The organism is Streptomyces sp. NRRL F-5650 (assembly GCF_000721365.1).
Lineage (GTDB): Bacteria > Actinomycetota > Actinomycetes > Streptomycetales > Streptomycetaceae > Streptomyces > Streptomyces ardesiacus.
This window is the reverse complement of record NZ_JOGV01000016.1, coordinates 224,854-241,517: the sequence shown is the minus strand read 5'-3', so window position 1 is coordinate 241,517 and position 16,664 is coordinate 224,854. Positions and strand designations below refer to the sequence as shown.

Annotated in this window: 14 protein-coding genes; 11 read left to right on the top strand and 3 right to left on the bottom strand. The window is 74.3% G+C overall.

Annotation, left to right across the window (positions count from 1 at the left end; translation table 11 throughout):
* Positions 1–58: 58 nt before the first annotated feature.
* Positions 59–1,261 (bottom strand): amino acid deaminase/aldolase, encoded by a 1,203-nt coding sequence (locus tag IG88_RS0117490; protein WP_031041539.1) that lies wholly within the window; start codon positions 1,259–1,261, stop codon positions 59–61.
* Between the two features lie 1,064 nt (positions 1,262–2,325).
* Between IG88_RS0117490 and IG88_RS44295 the strand changes: the two genes are divergently transcribed.
* Both IG88_RS44295 and mycP read left to right on the top strand, forming a co-directional pair.
* On the top strand, positions 2,326–3,564 hold the full coding sequence (locus IG88_RS44295) for a hypothetical protein (protein ID WP_234332176.1): 1,239 nt from the start codon (positions 2,326–2,328) through the stop codon (positions 3,562–3,564).
* Positions 3,561–4,745: a type VII secretion-associated serine protease mycosin gene (mycP, locus tag IG88_RS0117480; protein WP_031041535.1), complete on the top strand. Its 1,185-nt coding sequence runs from the start codon at positions 3,561–3,563 to the stop codon at positions 4,743–4,745. Before IG88_RS44295 ends, mycP begins: the two co-directional genes overlap by 4 nt.
* 25 nt (positions 4,746–4,770) lie before the next feature.
* Here mycP and IG88_RS0117475 read toward each other — a convergent pair whose 3' ends face one another.
* Positions 4,771–5,745: a serine hydrolase gene (locus IG88_RS0117475; protein ID WP_031041532.1), complete on the bottom strand. Its 975-nt coding sequence runs from the start codon at positions 5,743–5,745 to the stop codon at positions 4,771–4,773.
* Positions 5,746–5,862: 117 nt separating this feature from the next.
* Here IG88_RS0117475 and IG88_RS0117470 point away from each other — a divergent pair, with 117 nt between their 5' ends.
* Positions 5,863–6,594, top strand: coding sequence for an SseB family protein (locus tag IG88_RS0117470; protein ID WP_031041529.1), 732 nt, complete (start codon positions 5,863–5,865; stop codon positions 6,592–6,594).
* A gap of 32 nt (positions 6,595–6,626) precedes the next feature.
* On the opposite strand, the gene IG88_RS0117465 is transcribed toward IG88_RS0117470, so the two are convergent.
* The gene (locus IG88_RS0117465) at positions 6,627–6,992 is read right to left on the bottom strand and encodes a DUF1844 domain-containing protein (RefSeq protein ID WP_030399193.1); all 366 of its coding nucleotides are present in this window, start codon (positions 6,990–6,992) and stop codon (positions 6,627–6,629) included.
* A gap of 384 nt (positions 6,993–7,376) precedes the next feature.
* Between IG88_RS0117465 and infC the strand changes: the two genes are divergently transcribed.
* The 8 genes from infC to IG88_RS0117425 all read left to right on the top strand — a co-directional run bounded on the left by infC (position 7,377) and on the right by IG88_RS0117425 (position 16,548).
* On the top strand, positions 7,377–8,030 hold the full coding sequence (gene infC, locus IG88_RS0117460; protein ID WP_063760623.1) for a translation initiation factor IF-3: 654 nt from the start codon (positions 7,377–7,379) through the stop codon (positions 8,028–8,030).
* 112 nt (positions 8,031–8,142) lie between these two features.
* Positions 8,143–8,337, top strand: coding sequence for a 50S ribosomal protein L35 (gene rpmI / locus IG88_RS0117455; RefSeq protein ID WP_003977225.1), 195 nt, complete (start codon positions 8,143–8,145; stop codon positions 8,335–8,337).
* Positions 8,338–8,434: 97 nt separating this feature from the next.
* Complete coding sequence (gene rplT / locus IG88_RS0117450; protein WP_003977226.1) at positions 8,435–8,818, top strand: 50S ribosomal protein L20; 384 nt, start codon at positions 8,435–8,437, stop codon at positions 8,816–8,818.
* Positions 8,819–9,000: 182 nt separating this feature from the next.
* Complete coding sequence (locus IG88_RS0117445) at positions 9,001–9,849, top strand: TrmH family RNA methyltransferase (protein ID WP_031041526.1); 849 nt, start codon at positions 9,001–9,003, stop codon at positions 9,847–9,849.
* A 50-nt stretch (positions 9,850–9,899) separates the two neighbouring features.
* Positions 9,900–11,039, top strand: coding sequence for a sensor histidine kinase (locus IG88_RS0117440; RefSeq protein ID WP_031041523.1), 1,140 nt, complete (start codon positions 9,900–9,902; stop codon positions 11,037–11,039).
* A gap of 168 nt (positions 11,040–11,207) precedes the next feature.
* Positions 11,208–12,329, top strand: a complete 1,122-nt coding sequence (pheS, locus tag IG88_RS0117435; protein ID WP_037836080.1) for a phenylalanine--tRNA ligase subunit alpha — start codon at positions 11,208–11,210, stop codon at positions 12,327–12,329.
* Complete coding sequence (gene pheT / locus IG88_RS0117430) at positions 12,329–14,842, top strand: phenylalanine--tRNA ligase subunit beta (RefSeq protein WP_031041519.1); 2,514 nt, start codon at positions 12,329–12,331, stop codon at positions 14,840–14,842. Before pheS ends, pheT begins: the two co-directional genes overlap by 1 nt.
* A 365-nt stretch (positions 14,843–15,207) precedes the next feature.
* Complete coding sequence (locus IG88_RS0117425; RefSeq protein WP_031041517.1) at positions 15,208–16,548, top strand: hypothetical protein; 1,341 nt, start codon at positions 15,208–15,210, stop codon at positions 16,546–16,548.
* The last annotated feature ends 116 nt before the right edge of the window (positions 16,549–16,664 follow it).

Sequence of the window (16,664 nt, the reverse complement as noted above, 5' to 3'; positions counted from 1 at the left end):
GGGGCGACCCGCCCACAGGCCGTGACACAGGCCGCGCCACAGGGCACCGCAGGCCGCACTACAGGAAGGTGTGCCCCTCGCCCCGGTACGTCGGCACGGTCGCCGTCACCGTGTCCCCCTCCACCAGGTGCAGCGTGTCGAACCGCTCGCACAGCTCCCCGGCCTTGGCGTGCCGGAACCACACCTTGTCGCCGATCAGCAGGTCGTCGGCGGGCGGGCCCAGCAGCGGCGTCTGCACCTCGCCGGCGCCCTCCTGGGGGTCGTAGCGCAGCCCCTCGGGCAGGTACGGCACCGGCAGCCGGTCGGCGCCCGCCGCGCCGGAGGCCGGATAGCCGCCGCCGAGGACCGTCACGGCCCCGACCCCCGGCCGCCGTACGACGGGCTGCGCGAACAGCGCCGCCGGACGGCCGCGGAAGGACGTGTAGTTGTCGAACAGCCGCGGCACGTACAGCCCGGAACCGGCCGCGATCTCCGTGACCGCGTCCTCCGCGGCGGTGTGCTGCACGCTGCCCGTGCCGCCGCCGTTGACGAACTCCAGGCCGGGCACCACGGCCCGCACCGCCCGCACCACCGCCGCCCGCCGCTCGGCCAGTTCGCGGCGCGCGGCGGCCTGCATCAGCCGCACGGCACGCGAGCGCAGCGGACGCCCGGCGACCGCGTCCCCCACCCCGGCGACATGCCCCTCGTACGCCATGATGCCGACGACCTCGAACCCCGGCCGGCGGGCCACCGCGCGGGCCAGGTCGGCGACTTCGCCGGGGGAGTGCAGCGGCGAGCGCCGGGCCCCGACCCGCACCCGTCCCCCGAACAGCTTCAGCGAGGTGTCCAACTCCAGGCAGACCCGCACGACTTCCCGCCCGCCGTCGCGGGCCGCGTCCACGAGGTCGAGCTGCGCCGGATCGTCGACCATCACGGTCACCGCCGAGGCGAGCTTCGGGTCGGCGGTCAGCTCCGCGTACCCGGCGCGGTCCGCCGACGGATAGGCGAGCAGCACGTCCTCGAAACCGGAACGCGCCAGCCACAGGGACTCGGCCAGCGTGAACGACATGACGCCCGCGAAGCCGTCCCTGGCCAGGGCCCGTTCCAGCAGCGCACGGCAGCGTACGGACTTGCTGGCGACCCGGACCGGCTTGCCGCCGGCCCGGCGGACCAGGTCGTCCGCGTTGGCGTCGAAGGCCTCCAGGTCCACGATCGCCACGGGGGCGTCCAGGTGGGCGGTGGCCCGGTCGTAACGGGCCCGGTCGGCGGCACGTGCGGTCATGACGGCAGCCTGCCAGACAGGATTACCGCAGGGTAGGGGGACGATCCGGGCCAATGCCACGGGCGTGCGGACTGGTTCCCCCTACGGCGGGGTCACGCCGTAGAGTGACGCGCACGCACGGCGGGCCCGGACCCCGCGGCGGGGCCCCGCGGCCCACGCCGGGATGGCGGCCCTCCCGCGCGGGTATGCGTGCCCGGGACGGAACGGTTCCGCGCCGGGCCGGGGCAGGAGACCACATCACCGGCCCGCGCCGGAGAAACGGCCCGGGCCAGAGGAACGGGGGGTGCATGAGCACGGAAGCGCGCCGCGCCTCCCTCCCCCCGTACCCGCCCCGCCCCGAGACACCGCCACGCGCCGCCACGTCCCCGCACCCCCGGACACCGCCGGGCGCGGACACACCGTCCCGGCCGGACGCACCTCCCCACGCCGCGCCGCCACCGGCCGTAGACCCGCCGCGGCACCCCGGGCCGGAGCCGCACCCCGAGGCACCGCCGCGTCCACTCACGCCGCCCCACCGCCCGTCGTCGCCGGACCCGGTGACGCCGTCGGCCCCCGACCTGCCGCCCAGCACCGGGGCACCGCCGAGCACCGGGGTGCCGCCGCGTCCCGGTAAGGCGCCGGGTGGGGAGGTGCCGCCGCGTTCCGGTGCGGCGCCGCGTGCTGGTGTGCCGTCGGGTGGGGCGTCCTCGTCGCGTCCCGGGACGGTGCGTCGCCGGGAGACGGCTCCGGGTGCGGAGGTGCCGCCGCGTTCCGGGGTGTCCTCCAGTCGTCCGGCGTCGCCCGGTTCTCGTCCGGCGTCGCCCGGTTCGGGGGTGCCGTCGGGTGCCGGGATACCGTCGGGTGCGGACGTGCCGCCGCGCCCCGGCATGTCCCCCCGTTCTCCGGCGTCGCCGGGCGTGGAGGCATCGGCACGCGCTGAGTCGCCCCGGCATCCCGGGATCCCGCCCCACCCCGGGCCCGAGCCGGAGGGGATGGCCCCCGCCGCGGAGGACGGTGTCTCCGGCGGGCCGGTGGTTCCCTCCCGCCCGCCGACACCGCCGCGTCCCGGCACTCCGCCCGGACAGGTGCCCGCGCGTTCCGGTTCGAGCGGGCACCTCGGCGCCCCCTCCTCCACCCCGGCGCAGCGTACGGACGGCGCGGACGGGACCACGGAAACCGCCGGGCGCGGGCCCCGCTACCCGCGTTTGCGGCTCGGCGACTCCCGGGCCGGGGACCCCGAGCCCGCGCCGCCCCGGGCCTCCGCCCGTTTCCCCGACACCGCGCCGACCGTCGGCACGCCGGCCCACCGCACCGGTGCGCCCGCGCAGACGCCGACGGAGACGACCGCCCGCCTGCGCCCGGTCCCGGCGGAGACGGTCCCGGCGGAGACGGGGGAGGAGCCGACATCGGAGCCGGTGTCCCGGACGCACCTCCCCACGCCGCGTCCCGACCCCGCCTTCTCCTGGGGCACCCCGGACCCGCCGGCGCCCCCCGCCGGTGTACGGCCCCGGGTCTCCTTCGGCGAGCCCGAGGGATACGACGGACCGGCCCGGCCGCGTCCGCTCGGTCGGCGTCCGCGCCCCCAGGCCCTCGCCGCCGCCGTATGTCTCGTGCTCGGCGTGGGACTCCTCACCGGAGCCGTCACCGGGAGCTGGCTCGCCGGGGACTCCGGCGACGACGGCGCGCGCAGCGCGTACGCGCAGGCCGGGGAACTGTGGCACAGCGTGCCCGTCGACGAGCTGTTCCCGCCCACGGTCCAGGGCAAGGGCGCCGGCCCCGGCGGAGCCGACCGCACCTGGACGCGGGTCGCCGTCGCACCGGACGGCACCTGCGCCGGCGCCTTCGACCGGCTCCTGGCCAAGGTGCTCGACCCCGTCGGCTGCGCACGCCTGCTGCGCGCCACGTACACCGACGCCACCCAGAGCCACGTCACCACCGTCGGCCTGCTCTTCACCAAGGCCGACGCCGCCGCCATGACCTCGCTGGCCGGCCGTTTCGAGAAGGAGGGCCTGGGCCGCCGGACCGACCTCATGCCGCTGCCGTACGCGGCGGACAACACCGTCGCCGAGGGCTTCGGCGCCCGGCAGCGGGCGTCGTGGACCGTTTCCGTGCTCACCGACGCCCCCGTCGTCGTCTACGCCGTGTCCGGCTGGGCCGACGACCGCACCGTCGACGTACCCGAACCCGCCGAGGAGGCCGTCGAGTCGGGCGCCGCGTCCGCCCCCGCCCAGGCCGGCCTCGGCCACGAGGCCAAGGGCCTCGCCGACCGCGTCGAACGCGCCCTGCGCAAGAACGTCGGCGCCCCCACGGAGCACCCGTCGTGACCCCCGCAGACCTCCGCCGCGGGACCGGGGCCCTGAGCCTCCTCCTCGCCGCCGCCCTCGCCCTCGCCCCGGCGCCCGCCGCGCACGCCGACGGCATCCGCGCCCGGCAGTGGGCCCTGGACGCCCTGCACACCCAGGAGGCGTGGCGCACCACCAAGGGTGCCGGCGTCACCGTCGCCGTCCTGGACACCGGCGTCGAGGCCGACCACCCCGACCTGGTCGGCAACGTCCTGGCCGGCACGGACCTGGTCGGCTTCGGCGCGAGCGAGGGCGACCGCTCCTGGGCCCGGCACGGCACCGCCATGGCCGGGATCATCGCCGGTCACGGACACGGCCCCGGCAACGCCGAGGGGGTCATGGGCATCGCCCCGGAGGCCAGGATCCTCCCCGTGCGCGTGATCCTGGAGGACGGCGACCCCTCCCGCGCCAAGGCCCGCAAGACCCGCGGCAACGCCCTGGCCGAGGGCATCCGCTGGGCCGCCGACCACGGCGCCGACATCATCAACCTCTCCCTCGGCGACGACTCCGCCTCCGCCCACCCCGAGCCCGGCGAGGACGAGGCCATCCAGTACGCCCTGAAGAAGGGCGTGGTCGTCGTCGCCTCGGCCGGCAACGGCGGCGAGCTCGGCGACCACGTCTCCTACCCGGCCGCCTACCCGGGCGTGATCGCCGCGACCGCCGTCGACCGCTACGGCACCCGCGCCGCCTTCTCCACCCGCCGCTGGTACGCCACGGTCAGCGCCCCCGGCGTCGACGTGATCATCGCCGACCCCGACCACCGCTACTACGAGGGCTGGGGCACCAGCGCCGCCTCCGCCTTCGTCTCCGGAGCCGCCGCCCTGGTGAAGGCGGCCCACCCGGACCTCACCCCGGCCCAGGTCAAGGCCCTCCTGGAGGACACCGCCCGCAACGCCCCGGCCGGGGGCCGCGACGACTCCCGCGGCTTCGGGTTCGTCGACCCGGTCGCCGCCATGGAGGCCGCCGGACGGCTGAAGCCCGAGGGCCTCAAGGCGGCGGCGTACGGAGACGAGTACTTCGGCCCGGGCCCCGACGTCCCCGACTCCGGCGACGGCACCGCGGCCTGGGCCGCACCGCTGGCCGGCGGCGCGGGCAGCGTCCTGGTCGTCGCGGCCGTCGTCCTGTGGCGGGGCCGCCGCGAACGCCCCGGCGACGGATTCTGATCCGGCGGAGCAGCCCGGTCCGCCCCTACGGGGTCCGGGTGCCGTCGTCGGCGAGGACCTCCACCGCAGCCCGGGCCGCCGCCTCCGTCAGCGCGATCCCCTGCGCCTGCGTGCCACTGCCCCGCGACACCACCGCCACCAGACAGCCGCGGCCGCCGGACTCGACCCGCCCGATGCTGTTGACGACCCACAGTCCGGTGGTGCTGCGCCGCAGCCAGCCGTTCTTCAGCGCCCACGCCGAACCGCCGGCCCCGTCGGCCGCCGCCGACACCCCCCACCGCTGACCGTCGGAGACGTGCTCCATCAGCCCCCGCACATACGCGCGGGACGCCTCGCTCAACGCCGAGCCGTCCGCCACGAACACCTGACGCAGCAGCGTCACCTGATCGGCCGCGGTGGTCTGCGTCAGGCCCCACAGCGGACCGGCACCGCCCGCCGTCCCCGTCAGCCCGAAGCGCGCGTTCGCGGCGTCGAGCCCGTCGGCCGTCCCGATCGCCCGCCACAGCGCCGAGGCCGAGTCGTTGTCGCTGTCCTCGATCATCGCGGTGGCGTACGCCTTCTCCGCGGCGGTCGGCGTACGCCCCGCGTCCTGTGCCTGGAGCAGCAGCGCCGCCAGGATGTCGACCTTGACGATGCTCGCCGTGTCGAAGGCGCCCGTGCCGTACGAGGCGCTCCGGCCGGAGTCCGGGTCCAGCACCGCCACCGACACCTCCGCGCCGTCGGCCACCGGCACCGAGGCCATGGCCGCCGCCAGCAGTGCGTCACCGTCGGCCGCCGGACGGGCCGCCTGCGTCGGTTCGACCGTCTCCACCGATTCCTCCTCGCCCGAGGGTGCCGAGGACGCCGACGACACGGCGCCGCCCGCGCCCTGGCGCGCGTGGCCCTGCCAGTACACCGCGCCGGTGGCCGTGGCGGCGACGACGACGGCGGACGCGATCAGGGCGGTACGGACCCGGGCGGGCCGCCGGGGTGCCCGCCGGCGGCCTCTGGAGGATGCCATGGCCGCGATGGTCCGGGCGGTTGCTGTGCGGGCCGTGGGGCTGGGGTGAGAACCGGCTCAGAGTTCCGTCAGAGGCCGGTGAGGAACGCCTCGCACACCCCGATAGGGTCGGGGACCGTGGCGAACAAGAACATCCCCGACTCCGCCTTCTCCGACGACGACGGCTCCGCCGACCCCCGGCTGAGCGCCGCGCTCGCCGCCTGGGCCGAGGACCGCACCGCCGTGCCGCCGGTCCTCGAAGCGCTCAAGGGCGCCCGGCTGCTCGTGCCCGTCGTCGCCGTGCTCGGAGAGGTGGAGGAGGACGAGAACGGGCTGCGCCGCGAGAAGACCAGCGACATGGCCGTACCGACCCTGAAGGCGGGCCACCGCACCGCGCTGCCCGCCTTCACCTCCACGGAATCGCTCGCCCGCTGGGACCCCGCGGCCCGCCCCGTCGCCGTACCCGTGCACCAGGCGCTGGAGGCCGCCGCGCACGAGAAGGCCGACACCGTCGTACTGGACCTGGCGGGGCCGGTGCCGTTCGAGCTGACCGGACCGGTGCTGCTGGCGCTGGCCGAGGGGCGTACGACGGCCGACCCGCTCGCCGACCCGGCCGTGGCCGAAGCCGTGCGCGCCGCACTGGCCGGCGAGCCCGCGGTGCGCCGCGCCCACCTCGGGCCCGGACGGGCCGACGGCACGCTCGCGCTGGTCCTGGACCCGGACGCCGACGCGGCGAGGGCCGCCCGCGCGGTCGCCGAGCGGCTGGCCGCCGACGACACACTGAGGGCCCGCCTGGTGCGCGGCCTCGACCTGGCACTGCTGCCGGCCGGGGCGACGCCACCGGGCGAGCCCTTGTACGTGCGGGGGTAGCTTCCGGGGCCGAACCCGGGGCGGGGCGGCGGTCAGCCGTAGACCGCGCCCGTGTACTTCTCGCCCGGCCCCTGGCCCGGCTCGTCCGGGACCAGCGAGGCCTCGCGGAAGGCCAGTTGGAGCGACTTCAGACCGTCGCGCAGCGGCGCCGCGTGGAACGAGCTGATCTCGGTCGCGGTCGCGTCCAGCAGACCGGCCAGCGCGTGCACCAGCTTGCGGGCCTCGTCCAGGTCCTTGTGGTCCTCGCCCTCCTCGGTCAGGCCCAGCTTCACGGCGGCGGCGCTCATCAGGTTGACGGCGACCGTCACGATCACCTCGACCGCCGGGACCTCGGCGATGTCGCGGGCCATGGCGTCGAAGTCGGGATTCGCCGAGGATTCAGCAGGGGTCTCACTCATGCCGCACACGATAGGCGCAGCGGGGGAGCGGACCCCACCCGGACTCGGTTAGCCCTCGCTCCGCCGAGCTGCTAACCTTGTGTAACGACCGGTCGGACACGTACGCCCACGGCAGCGTATCCGGCCCACAAGTGGAGGCTTCGAACTCCCACCTGGCCGTCCTCAGGACGGCGGGTCACCGGTCAGGCGGTCCCGTCCCAGCGGCGGTGACCAGCCCGAAATCGCGCCCCGCGGTCATCGCGGCGGTGCTCCGGTAGCAGTTCGAGGAGCCCCGCCTGTGATCGTCCGGGGCATTTTTTGTGTGCCGGCGCGGTTAGGTCTATCGAACACAGACGTTACGCGGCTGTCCGCCAGACCGTCGCGTGGTGCTACCGAGGAGGATCCATCAGCGCCGAGCCCCGCATCAACGACCGGATTCGCGTTCCCGAGGTGCGACTTGTCGGTCCCAGTGGCGAGCAGGTCGGGATTGTCCCGCTTGCCAAGGCCCTGGAGCTTGCGCAGGAGTACGACCTCGATCTCGTCGAGGTCGCGGCGAACGCCCGTCCGCCCGTGTGCAAGCTCATGGACTACGGGAAGTTCAAGTACGAGTCGGCCATGAAGGCCCGTGAGGCGCGCAAGAACCAGGCGCACACGGTCATCAAGGAGATGAAGCTCCGGCCGAAGATCGACCCGCACGACTATGACACCAAGAAGGGTCACGTCGTCCGGTTCCTCAAGCAGGGCGACAAGGTCAAGATCACGATCATGTTCCGCGGTCGCGAGCAGTCCCGGCCGGAGCTCGGCTACCGGCTGCTGCAGCGTCTCGCGGAGGACGTCCAGGACCTCGGCTTCGTGGAGTCGAACCCGAAGCAGGACGGCCGAAACATGATCATGGTCCTCGGTCCGCACAAGAAGAAGACCGAGGCGATGGCCGAGGCCCGCCAGGCGCAGGAAGCGCGCAAGGCGGACGCGAAGGCGAACCCCGGCAAGTCGCAGAACGCCGCGGAGGCCGACGTCGCGGAGGCCGAGGCCCCGGCCGAGGCACCCGCCGAAGCGTGACCCCGGGGGACCGCCAGTCCCCAGGACACAACCGATACCAGAGCGACGCTCCACCCGTGCCCGGTTTCACGACCGGGCACCGGAGCGCCACCGACGAGGAGAGAACGGCGCTATGCCGAAGAACAAGTCGCACAGCGGTGCCAGCAAGCGCTTCAAGATCACCGGCTCCGGCAAGGTGCTCCGTGAGCGCGCCGGCAAGCGCCACCTGCTCGAGCACAAGTCGTCCCGCGTGACGCGTCGCCTCACCGGCAACGCCGAGATGGCCCCGGGCGACGCCGCGAAGATCAAGAAGCTTCTCGGCAAGTGACGTACGGGCGCCGCTGAGCGCCGTACGGCAGGACCGGGACCCATTCGATACCGGGCCGCGTGAGGACCACCGCGGCCCCGCTACAAGGAGTTAACAAGTGGCACGCGTCAAGCGGGCAGTCAACGCCCACAAGAAGCGCCGGGCGATCCTCGAGCAGGCCTCCGGCTACCGCGGTCAGCGTTCGCGCCTGTACCGCAAGGCCAAGGAGCAGGTCACCCACTCGCTGGTCTACAACTACAACGACCGCAAGAAGCGCAAGGGTGACTTCCGCCAGCTGTGGATCCAGCGCATCAACGCCGCTGCCCGCGCCAACGGCATCACGTACAACCGCTTCATCCAGGGCCTGAAGGCCGCCAACGTCGAGGTCGACCGCAAGATCCTCGCCGAGCTGGCCGTCAACGACCCGAACGCCTTCGCCGCGCTCGTCGAGGTCGCGCAGAAGGCGCTGCCGAGCGACGTGAACGCGCCGAAGGCGGCGTGACGCTGCGCCGGCTTTAGCCGGTTGTCGAAGGGACCCGCAGGCTGGAGCCTGCGGGTCCCTTCGGTTGCCCGCCGCCTTGGCCCGTCGTTCGGCTGCGGAGCCGTCGTGGCTGGTCGCGCAGTTCCCCGCGCCCCTGACGGGGCGCCCCAGCCCGCGTCGATTCATATGTGAAGGTGAGAAGAGTGCGCCCAGCCGCCCCCGAGCTGATCTCCCCCCGTTCCCCCCGTGTCGCCGCCGCCCGGCGGCTCGGGAAGCGGAACTTCCGGGGGAAGGAGCGGCTGTTCCTGGCCGAGGGGCCGCAGGCCGTGCGGGAGGCGGCGGAGTACGGGCAGACGCTGGTCGAGCTGTTCGCCACCGTGGAGGCCGCCGAGCGGTACGCCGACATCGTCGGGGCCGCCCGTGACGTCGGCGCCCGGGTGCACCTCGCCGCCGACTCGGTGATCGAGGACATCTCCACCACCGTCACCCCGCAGGGGCTGGTCGGGGTCTGCCGGTTCCTGGACACGCCGTTCGAGGAGATCCTGGCCGCGCGGCCCCGGCTCGTCGCCGTTCTCGCGCACGTCCGGGACCCCGGCAACGCCGGGACCGTGCTGCGGTGCGCCGACGCCGCCGGCGCCGAGGCGGTCGTGCTCACCGACGCCTCCGTCGACCTGTACAACCCCAAGGCCGTACGCGCCTCCGTCGGCTCCCTGTTCCACCTGCCGGTCGCCGTCGGCGTACCCGTCGAGCACGCCGTCGCCGGACTGCGCGACGCGGGTGTGCGGGTGCTGGCCGCCGACGGCGCCGGCGAGCACGACCTGGACGCCGAGCTGGACGCGGGCACCATGGGCGGGCCCACGGCCTGGGTGTTCGGCAACGAGGCCTGGGGACTCCCGGAGGAGACCCGCGCCCTCGCCGACGCCGTCCTGCGGGTCCCGATCCACGGGAAGGCGGAGAGCCTGAACCTCGCGACCGCCGCCGCCGTATGTCTCTACGCGTCGGCGCGTGCACAGCGCGCCGCCGGAGGGTGCCGCTCCGTCACCGCGAACTAGTAGAGTGACCAGCTCAGGGCCCCTGCGCGGTTGAGAGGTGGGGTACGGGAATGAGCGTCGGCACGAGCAGCGCCCCGGGAGCACGCCAGGTGCCGCGTCCGCCCGCGCCCCGCGCCCCCGGTGAACTCGCCGACCTCGGCCTCGATCCGGACCAACTGCCCGACGGCCTCGTCGTCGCCGACGAGCACGGACGGGTGATCTGCTTCAACGCCGCCGCCGTCCGCATCACCGCCACCCCCGCCGCCGAAGCCCTCGGGCAGCGCCTGGAGAGCGCGCTGCCCCTGGAGGACCTGGAGGGCCGCCGCTGGTGGCAGCTCACCGACCCCTACGGCGGCCTCGCCATCCGCGTCCGGCAGCCCGAGCGCAACCTCCTGCTCCCCGGCGGCCGGGAGGTCCTGGTCACCGCCCGCTACGTCCGCACCGAACGCCTCGGCCCCGTCCACCGGGTCGTCGTCACCCTGCGCGACACCGAGGCCCGCCGCCGCACCGAGCGCAGCCACGCCGAGCTGATAGCCACCGTCGCCCACGAACTGCGCTCCCCGCTCACCTCCGTCAAGGGCTTCACCGCCACGCTGCTGGCCAAGTGGGAGCGGTTCACCGACGACCAGAAGCGGCTGATGCTGGAAACCGTCGACGCGGACGCCGACCGGGTCACGCGGCTCATCGCCGAGCTGCTGGACATCTCCCGGATCGACTCCGGGCGGCTGGAGGTCCGCCGCCAGCCCGTCGACATCGGCGCCGCCGTCGGCCGGCACATCCAGGCGTACGTCGCCGCGGGCCAGGAGGCCGACCGGTTCCTGCTCCGCCTCGCGCATCCGCTGCCCGGCCTGTGGGCCGACCCCGACAAGATCGACCAGGTACTCAGCAACCTGCTGGAAAATGCCGTGCGGCACGGCGAGGGAACCGTCACCATTGACGTCACGCCCACGGCGTCCCCCCGCGAAGGGGAGGACACCGGCACGTCGGTCACGGTGAGCGACGAGGGGGCGGGCATCCCGGAGGAGTCCATGAACCGCGTCTTCACCCGCTTCTGGCGGGGCAGCAAACGCGGTGGCACCGGCCTCGGGCTGTACATCGTCAAGGGCATCGTCGAGGCCCACGGCGGCACCATCACGGTCGGCCGCGCCCCCGGAGGCGGCGCCGAGTTCCGATTTACGTTGCCCGTGGCGGCACCGGCGTACCTCACCTGAGAAGCACCAGAGGCGGCCGACGACCCCACGGGCGTGATCCGCGTTCCACCGCCCCGTTAGACTCGGTCTTTGGCACCTTTGCGTCCGGATCCGGAGACGAAGCGTCTCAGCTCGTCCCCGGACCGTAGACGGGGCGTCCCAGCCAGCCAATCGGAAGCACGGGAAGAGATGTCGGCACCGAATAAGTCGTACGACCCTGTCGAGGTCGAGGCGTTGAAACCGGAAGAGATCGAGCGCATGCGGGACGAGGCGCTCGCCGCCTTCGCCGCCGCGGGCTCCCTCGACGCGCTCCAGGAGGCCAAGGTCGCCCACACCGGCGGCACCTCTCCGCTGGCCCTGGCCAACCGCGAGATCGGCGCCCTGCCCCCGCAGGCCAAGGCCGAGGCCGGCAAGCGCGTCGGCATGGCCCGCGGCGCCGTCAACAAGGCGCTCGCCGCCCGCCAGGCCGAGCTGGAGGCCGAGCGCGACGCGCGCGTCCTGGTCGAGGAGGCCGTGGACGTCACGCTGCCCTACGACCGCGTACCGGCCGGCGCCCGCCACCCGCTCACCACCCTGTCCGAGCGCATCGAGGACATCTTCGTCGCCATGGGCTACGAGGTGGCCGAGGGCCCCGAGGCCGAGACCGAGTGGTTCAACTTCGACGCCCTCAACATCGGTCCGGACCACCCGGCCCGGGGCGAGGCCGACACCTTCTTCGTCCGGGCCCCCGACGGCGGCTCCGAGTCCGGTGTCGTGCTGCGCACCCACACCTCGCCCGTGCAGATCCGCTCCGCGCTCACGCGCGAGCTGCCGGTCTACGTGATCTGCCCCGGCCGCGTGTACCGCACCGACGAGCTGGACGCCACGCACACCCCCGTCTTCCACCAGGTCGAGCTGCTCGCCGTCGACGAGGGCCTGACCATGGCGGACCTCAAGGGCACCCTGGACCACATGGTCCAGTCGCTGTTCGGCGCGGAGATGAAGACCCGGCTGCGGCCCAACTTCTTCCCCTTCACCGAGCCGTCCGCCGAGATGGACATGCTCTGCTACGTCTGCAAGGGCGCGTCCGTCGGCAACCCCGACCGGCCCTGCCGCACCTGCTCCAGCGAGGGCTGGATCGAACTGGGCGGCTGCGGCATGGTCAACCCGCGGGTGCTCGTCGCCTGCGGCATCGACCCCGAGAAGTACAGCGGCTTCGCCTTCGGGTTCGGCATCGAGCGGATGCTGATGTTCCGCCACAACGTCGAAGACATGCGAGACATGGTCGAGGGTGACGTCCGGTTCACCCGGCCGTTCGGGATGGAGATCTGATGCGGGTCCCGCTTTCCTGGCTGCGGGAGTACGTCGACCTGCCGGCCACCGAGACCGGCCGCGACGTGCAGGCCAAGCTGATTTCGGCCGGCCTCGAGGTCGAGACCGTCGAGCACCTGGGCGCCGACCTCAAGGGCCCCCTCGTCGTCGGCCAGGTGCTGACCATCGAGGAGCTGGAGGGCTTCAAGAAGCCCATCCGCTTCTGCACCGTCGACGTCGGGCAGGCCAACGGCACCGGTGAGCCCCAGGAGATCGTCTGCGGCGCCCGCAACTTCGCCGTCGGCGACAAGGTCGTCGTGGTCCTGCCCGGCGCCACCCTGCCCGGCGGCTTCTCGATCAGCGCCCGCAAGACCTACGGCAAGGTCTCCCACGGCATGATCTGCTCCAGCGACGAGCTGGGCATGGGCGACGACGGCACGCACGGCATCATCGTGCTGCCGCCGGAGACCGAGGTCGGCAAGGACGCCATCGAGCTGCTCGAACTGGTCGACGAGGTCCTGGACATCGCCGTCACCGCCAACCGCGGCGACTGCCTGTCCATCCGCGGCGTCGCCCGCGAGGCCGCCATCGCCTACGGCAAGCCGCTGCGCGACCCGGCGCTGCTCGACGTGCCCGCGCCGAACGCCTACGGCTACCCGGTGAAGATCGCCGACCCGACCGGCTGCGACCGCTTCACCGCCCGGACCGTGACCGGCCTGAGCCCCGAGGCCCGCTCCCCGATCTGGCTCCAGCGGCGCCTGCAGAAGGTCGGCATGCGCCCGATCTCGCTCGCCGTCGACGTCACCAACTACGTGATGATGGAGCTGGGCCAGCCCCTGCACGCCTACGACCGAGGTCTGGTCCAGGGCACCATCGGCGTCCGCCGGGCCGAGGAGGGCGAGAAGATCGTCACCCTCGACGGCGTCGAGCGGAAGCTGCACGCCGAGGACCTGGTCATCACCGACGACCGCGGCCCCATCGGCCTCGCGGGGGTCATGGGCGGCGCCGACACGGAGATCGCCGACCACGGGGACGCCGAGAAGGCGACGAGTGACGTGGTCATCGAGGCCGCCCACTTCGACCAGGTCGCCATCGCGCGCACCGCCCGCCGGCACAAGCTGTCCTCCGAGGCGTCCCGCCGCTTCGAGCGCGGGGTCGACCCGCAGGCCGCCGCCGCTGCCGCGCAGCGCACCGTCGACCTGCTGGTGCTGCTCGCGGGCGGCACCGCCGAGTCCGGCGTCACCGAGATCAGTGCCCCGCCCGCGCCGCACACGATCACCGTGGCGGCCGACCACCCGGACAAGGTCGCGGGGGTGGCCTACGGCCGCGAGACCGTCGTACGCCGCCTCCAGGAGGTGGGCTGCGACGTCTACGGCCAGGACGAGCTGATCGTCACCGTGCCGTCCTGGCGGCCCGACCTCACCGACCCGAACGACCTGGCCGAAGAGGTCATCCGCCTGGAGGGCTACGAGAACCTGCCCTCCACGCTGCCCCGGCCCCCGGCGGGCCGCGGCCTCACCGCCCGCCAGCGGCTGCACCGCCGCGTCGGGCGGGCCCTGGCCGGTGCCGGGTACGTCGAGGCGCTGAACTACCCGTTCGTCGGCGAGCAGGTCTTCGACCAGCTCGGTCTCGACGCCGACGACCCGGCCCGCCGCGTCGTCAGGCTGGTCAACCCGCTCAGCGACGAGGAGCCCGCGCTGCGGACCTCGCTGCTGCCGGGTCTGCTGGGCGCGCTGCGCCGCAACGACGGCCGGGGCGCGCACGACCTGGCGCTCTTCGAGACCGGCCTGGTCTTCCACCCGCGCGACGAGCAGCGTGTCGCCGCCAATCTGCCCGTCGACCGGCGCCCCGGCGAGGACGACCTCGCCGCGCTGGACGCCGCGCTGCCCGACCAGCCCCGGCACGTCGCCGTGGTCCTGGCCGGCGCCCGCGAGCAGGCCGGCTGGTGGGGCAGGGGCCGCCCGGCCGACTGGGCCGACGCGGTCGAGGCCGCCCGCACCGTCGCCCGCGAGGCCGGTGCCGAACTGGGTGTCCGCAAGGGCCAGTACGGGCCGTGGCACCCGGGCCGCTGCGCCGAGCTGTTCGTCACCGTGGACGGCGAGGAGCGGGTCGTCGGGCACGCGGGTGAGCTGCACCCGCGGGTCCTGAAGACGCTGGGCCTGCCCGCGCGCACCTGCGCGATGGAGCTGGACCTCGACGCGGTGGCGCGGGTCGGCGACGACACCCCGCAGGCGCCGGGCATCTCCACGTTCCCGGTCGCCACGCAGGACGTCGCCCTGGTCGTCGACGCCTTCGTCCCGGCGGCCGACGTCGAGGCGGCGCTGCGCGAGGGCGCGGGTGAACTGCTGGAGTCCATCCGGCTCTTCGACGTCTACGACAACGCGGAGCAGCTCGGGGAGGGGCGCAAGTCCCTCGCGTACGCGTTGCGCTTCCGCGCGGGGGACCGGACGCTGACGGTCGACGAGGCGTCGGCCGCGCGCGACGCGGCGGTCGCCCTCGCGGGCGAGCGGGTCGGAGCGGTGCTGCGCAGTTAGCGGTTCGCCCGAGGGGCGTGGGGTTCTCGCCGGTCGGCGGCTGCGGGTGCGCGGCGGCCGGTCGCGCGGTTCCCCGCGCCCCCGGTGCATCACCTGGACGGCGTTCGACCGCCTCTCCGGCCGGCGGAGCCGTCCGCCCCGCCACGGAGTGTCGGGCAGGCGGCCGGGCGGACGGCGCTGGTGCGGGCCGCCGCACTGTACGAGGGGGAGCCGGCGGCCCGGCCGGCCTCTTTCGAGGCCCTTCAGTCAACCGGCCCGGAACTCTCCGCGACAGCGCGCACACGCTGCGGATGCGCGCACTGCGTTCACACCCCGTGTGAAGTCCGACGCACTACGCTGTCGGCACCGATGCACCGGGGGGCACCATGCAGCCCAACACCCTGCTCGACGCGATCCTCGACGAGGCCGGGATCTCACACGCGGGACTGGCCGCACACGTCAACCAGGCGGGACGGGCGCGCGGGCTCGCACTGAGATACGAACACACCGCCGTCGCCCGGTGGCTGAAGGGGCAGCGGCCACGCGGCCAGGTCCCCGACCTGATCTGCGAGGTCCTCGCCTCCCGGCTGCACCGCCCCGTCACCCTCGACGACATCGGCCTGGGCGTACCCGGCGAACCCGCCGCCCCGCACACCGGCTCGCTGTCCGGGTTCGTGGAGCGCGCCACCGCCCTGTGGCGCTCCGACCAGCAGCAGCGCCCGCACATCCGCGGCGCCCCCGCCCTCACCGGCACGCCCGCCGTGCTGCCGGTGTGGGAGTGGGAGAACCCGCCCGAGGACAGGGACGTCTCCCGCGGCGGACGGCACCGCGTCACCGCCGCCGACCTGGAGACGGTGCGCTGCGCCCGCACGCACTACGAGCAGATGTACCGCAAGGCCGGCGGCATCGCGACCCGCGCCCGCATCGTCGGCTTCCTCAACTCCGAGGCCGCCCCACTGCTGCGCGGCAGTTACACCGACGCCACCGGACGCCAGTTGCACCGGGCCACCGGGGGCCTGGTGGCCGTCGCCGGGATCTGCGCGTACGACTCCGACGCGCACGGCCTCGCACAGCGCTACTTCCACCAGGCGCTGCGCCTCGCCAAGGCCAGCGGCGACCGGGGACTCGGTGCCTACGTCATCGCCCTCCTGGTCAACCAGGCGCTGTTCGTGCGGGAGTACCGGCAGGCCGTCGCCTTCGCCGAGGCCGCGCTGCGCGCCGCCGGCCGGCACATCACCCCGGCGCTCGCCTCGGACCTGTACGCGATGCAGGCGAAGGCGTACGCGCACCTCGGCGACGGCAGCAGCGCCCTGTCCTGCATCCGCCGGGCCGAGCAGGCCGCCGAGCGCATCCGGCGCGGGTACGAGCCCGACGAGACCGGCTACGTCCAGCCGGGCCTGGTCAACGTCCAGGTGGCGGAGGCGCTGCTGAGCCTCGGGGAACTCACGGCGGCCGGGGAGCACGCGGCGGCAGCGGTCGACACCCCGGCGCACGACCGGGGGCGCGTGCACCGGCTCGCGATGCTCAGCACCGTCGAACTTCGTCAGGGCCACGTCGACAAGGCGGTGGCGACGGCCGTGCGGATGGCCGAGCAGGCCCGGGGCATGGAGTCCCAGCGGCTGCGGGACCGGTTGCGCGCGGTGCGCGAGCACCTGGTGAACAGCGGTTGCGCGGGCACGGCCGAGGCCGCCGAACTCATCGACGGTGCGCTGCGCGTCCCCCTGTAGGCCGCCCGGCCGTACGCGCTCTGCGCCCGCCCCTGCGCCGTGAGCGGTCGTCGTACGCCTGCTGCCGGAACGGCGGCTGCTGCGATATTGCCACCTACTCAAAGAGAGGCGGCAAA

Coding starts and splice junctions, on each gene's coding strand:
- IG88_RS0117490 (WP_031041539.1), bottom strand. CDS start 1,261: ATGACCGCACGTGCCGCCGACCGGGCCCGTTACGACCGGGCCACCGCC.
- IG88_RS0117475 (WP_031041532.1), bottom strand. CDS start 5,745: ATGGCATCCTCCAGAGGCCGCCGGCGGGCACCCCGGCGGCCCGCCCGG.
- IG88_RS0117465 (WP_030399193.1), bottom strand. CDS start 6,992: ATGAGTGAGACCCCTGCTGAATCCTCGGCGAATCCCGACTTCGACGCC.
- rpmI (WP_003977225.1), top strand. CDS start 8,143: ATGCCGAAGAACAAGTCGCACAGCGGTGCCAGCAAGCGCTTCAAGATC.
- IG88_RS0117440 (WP_031041523.1), top strand. CDS start 9,900: ATGAGCGTCGGCACGAGCAGCGCCCCGGGAGCACGCCAGGTGCCGCGT.
- pheS (WP_037836080.1), top strand. CDS start 11,208: ATGTCGGCACCGAATAAGTCGTACGACCCTGTCGAGGTCGAGGCGTTG.
- pheT (WP_031041519.1), top strand. CDS start 12,329: ATGCGGGTCCCGCTTTCCTGGCTGCGGGAGTACGTCGACCTGCCGGCC.
- IG88_RS0117425 (WP_031041517.1), top strand. CDS start 15,208: ATGCAGCCCAACACCCTGCTCGACGCGATCCTCGACGAGGCCGGGATC.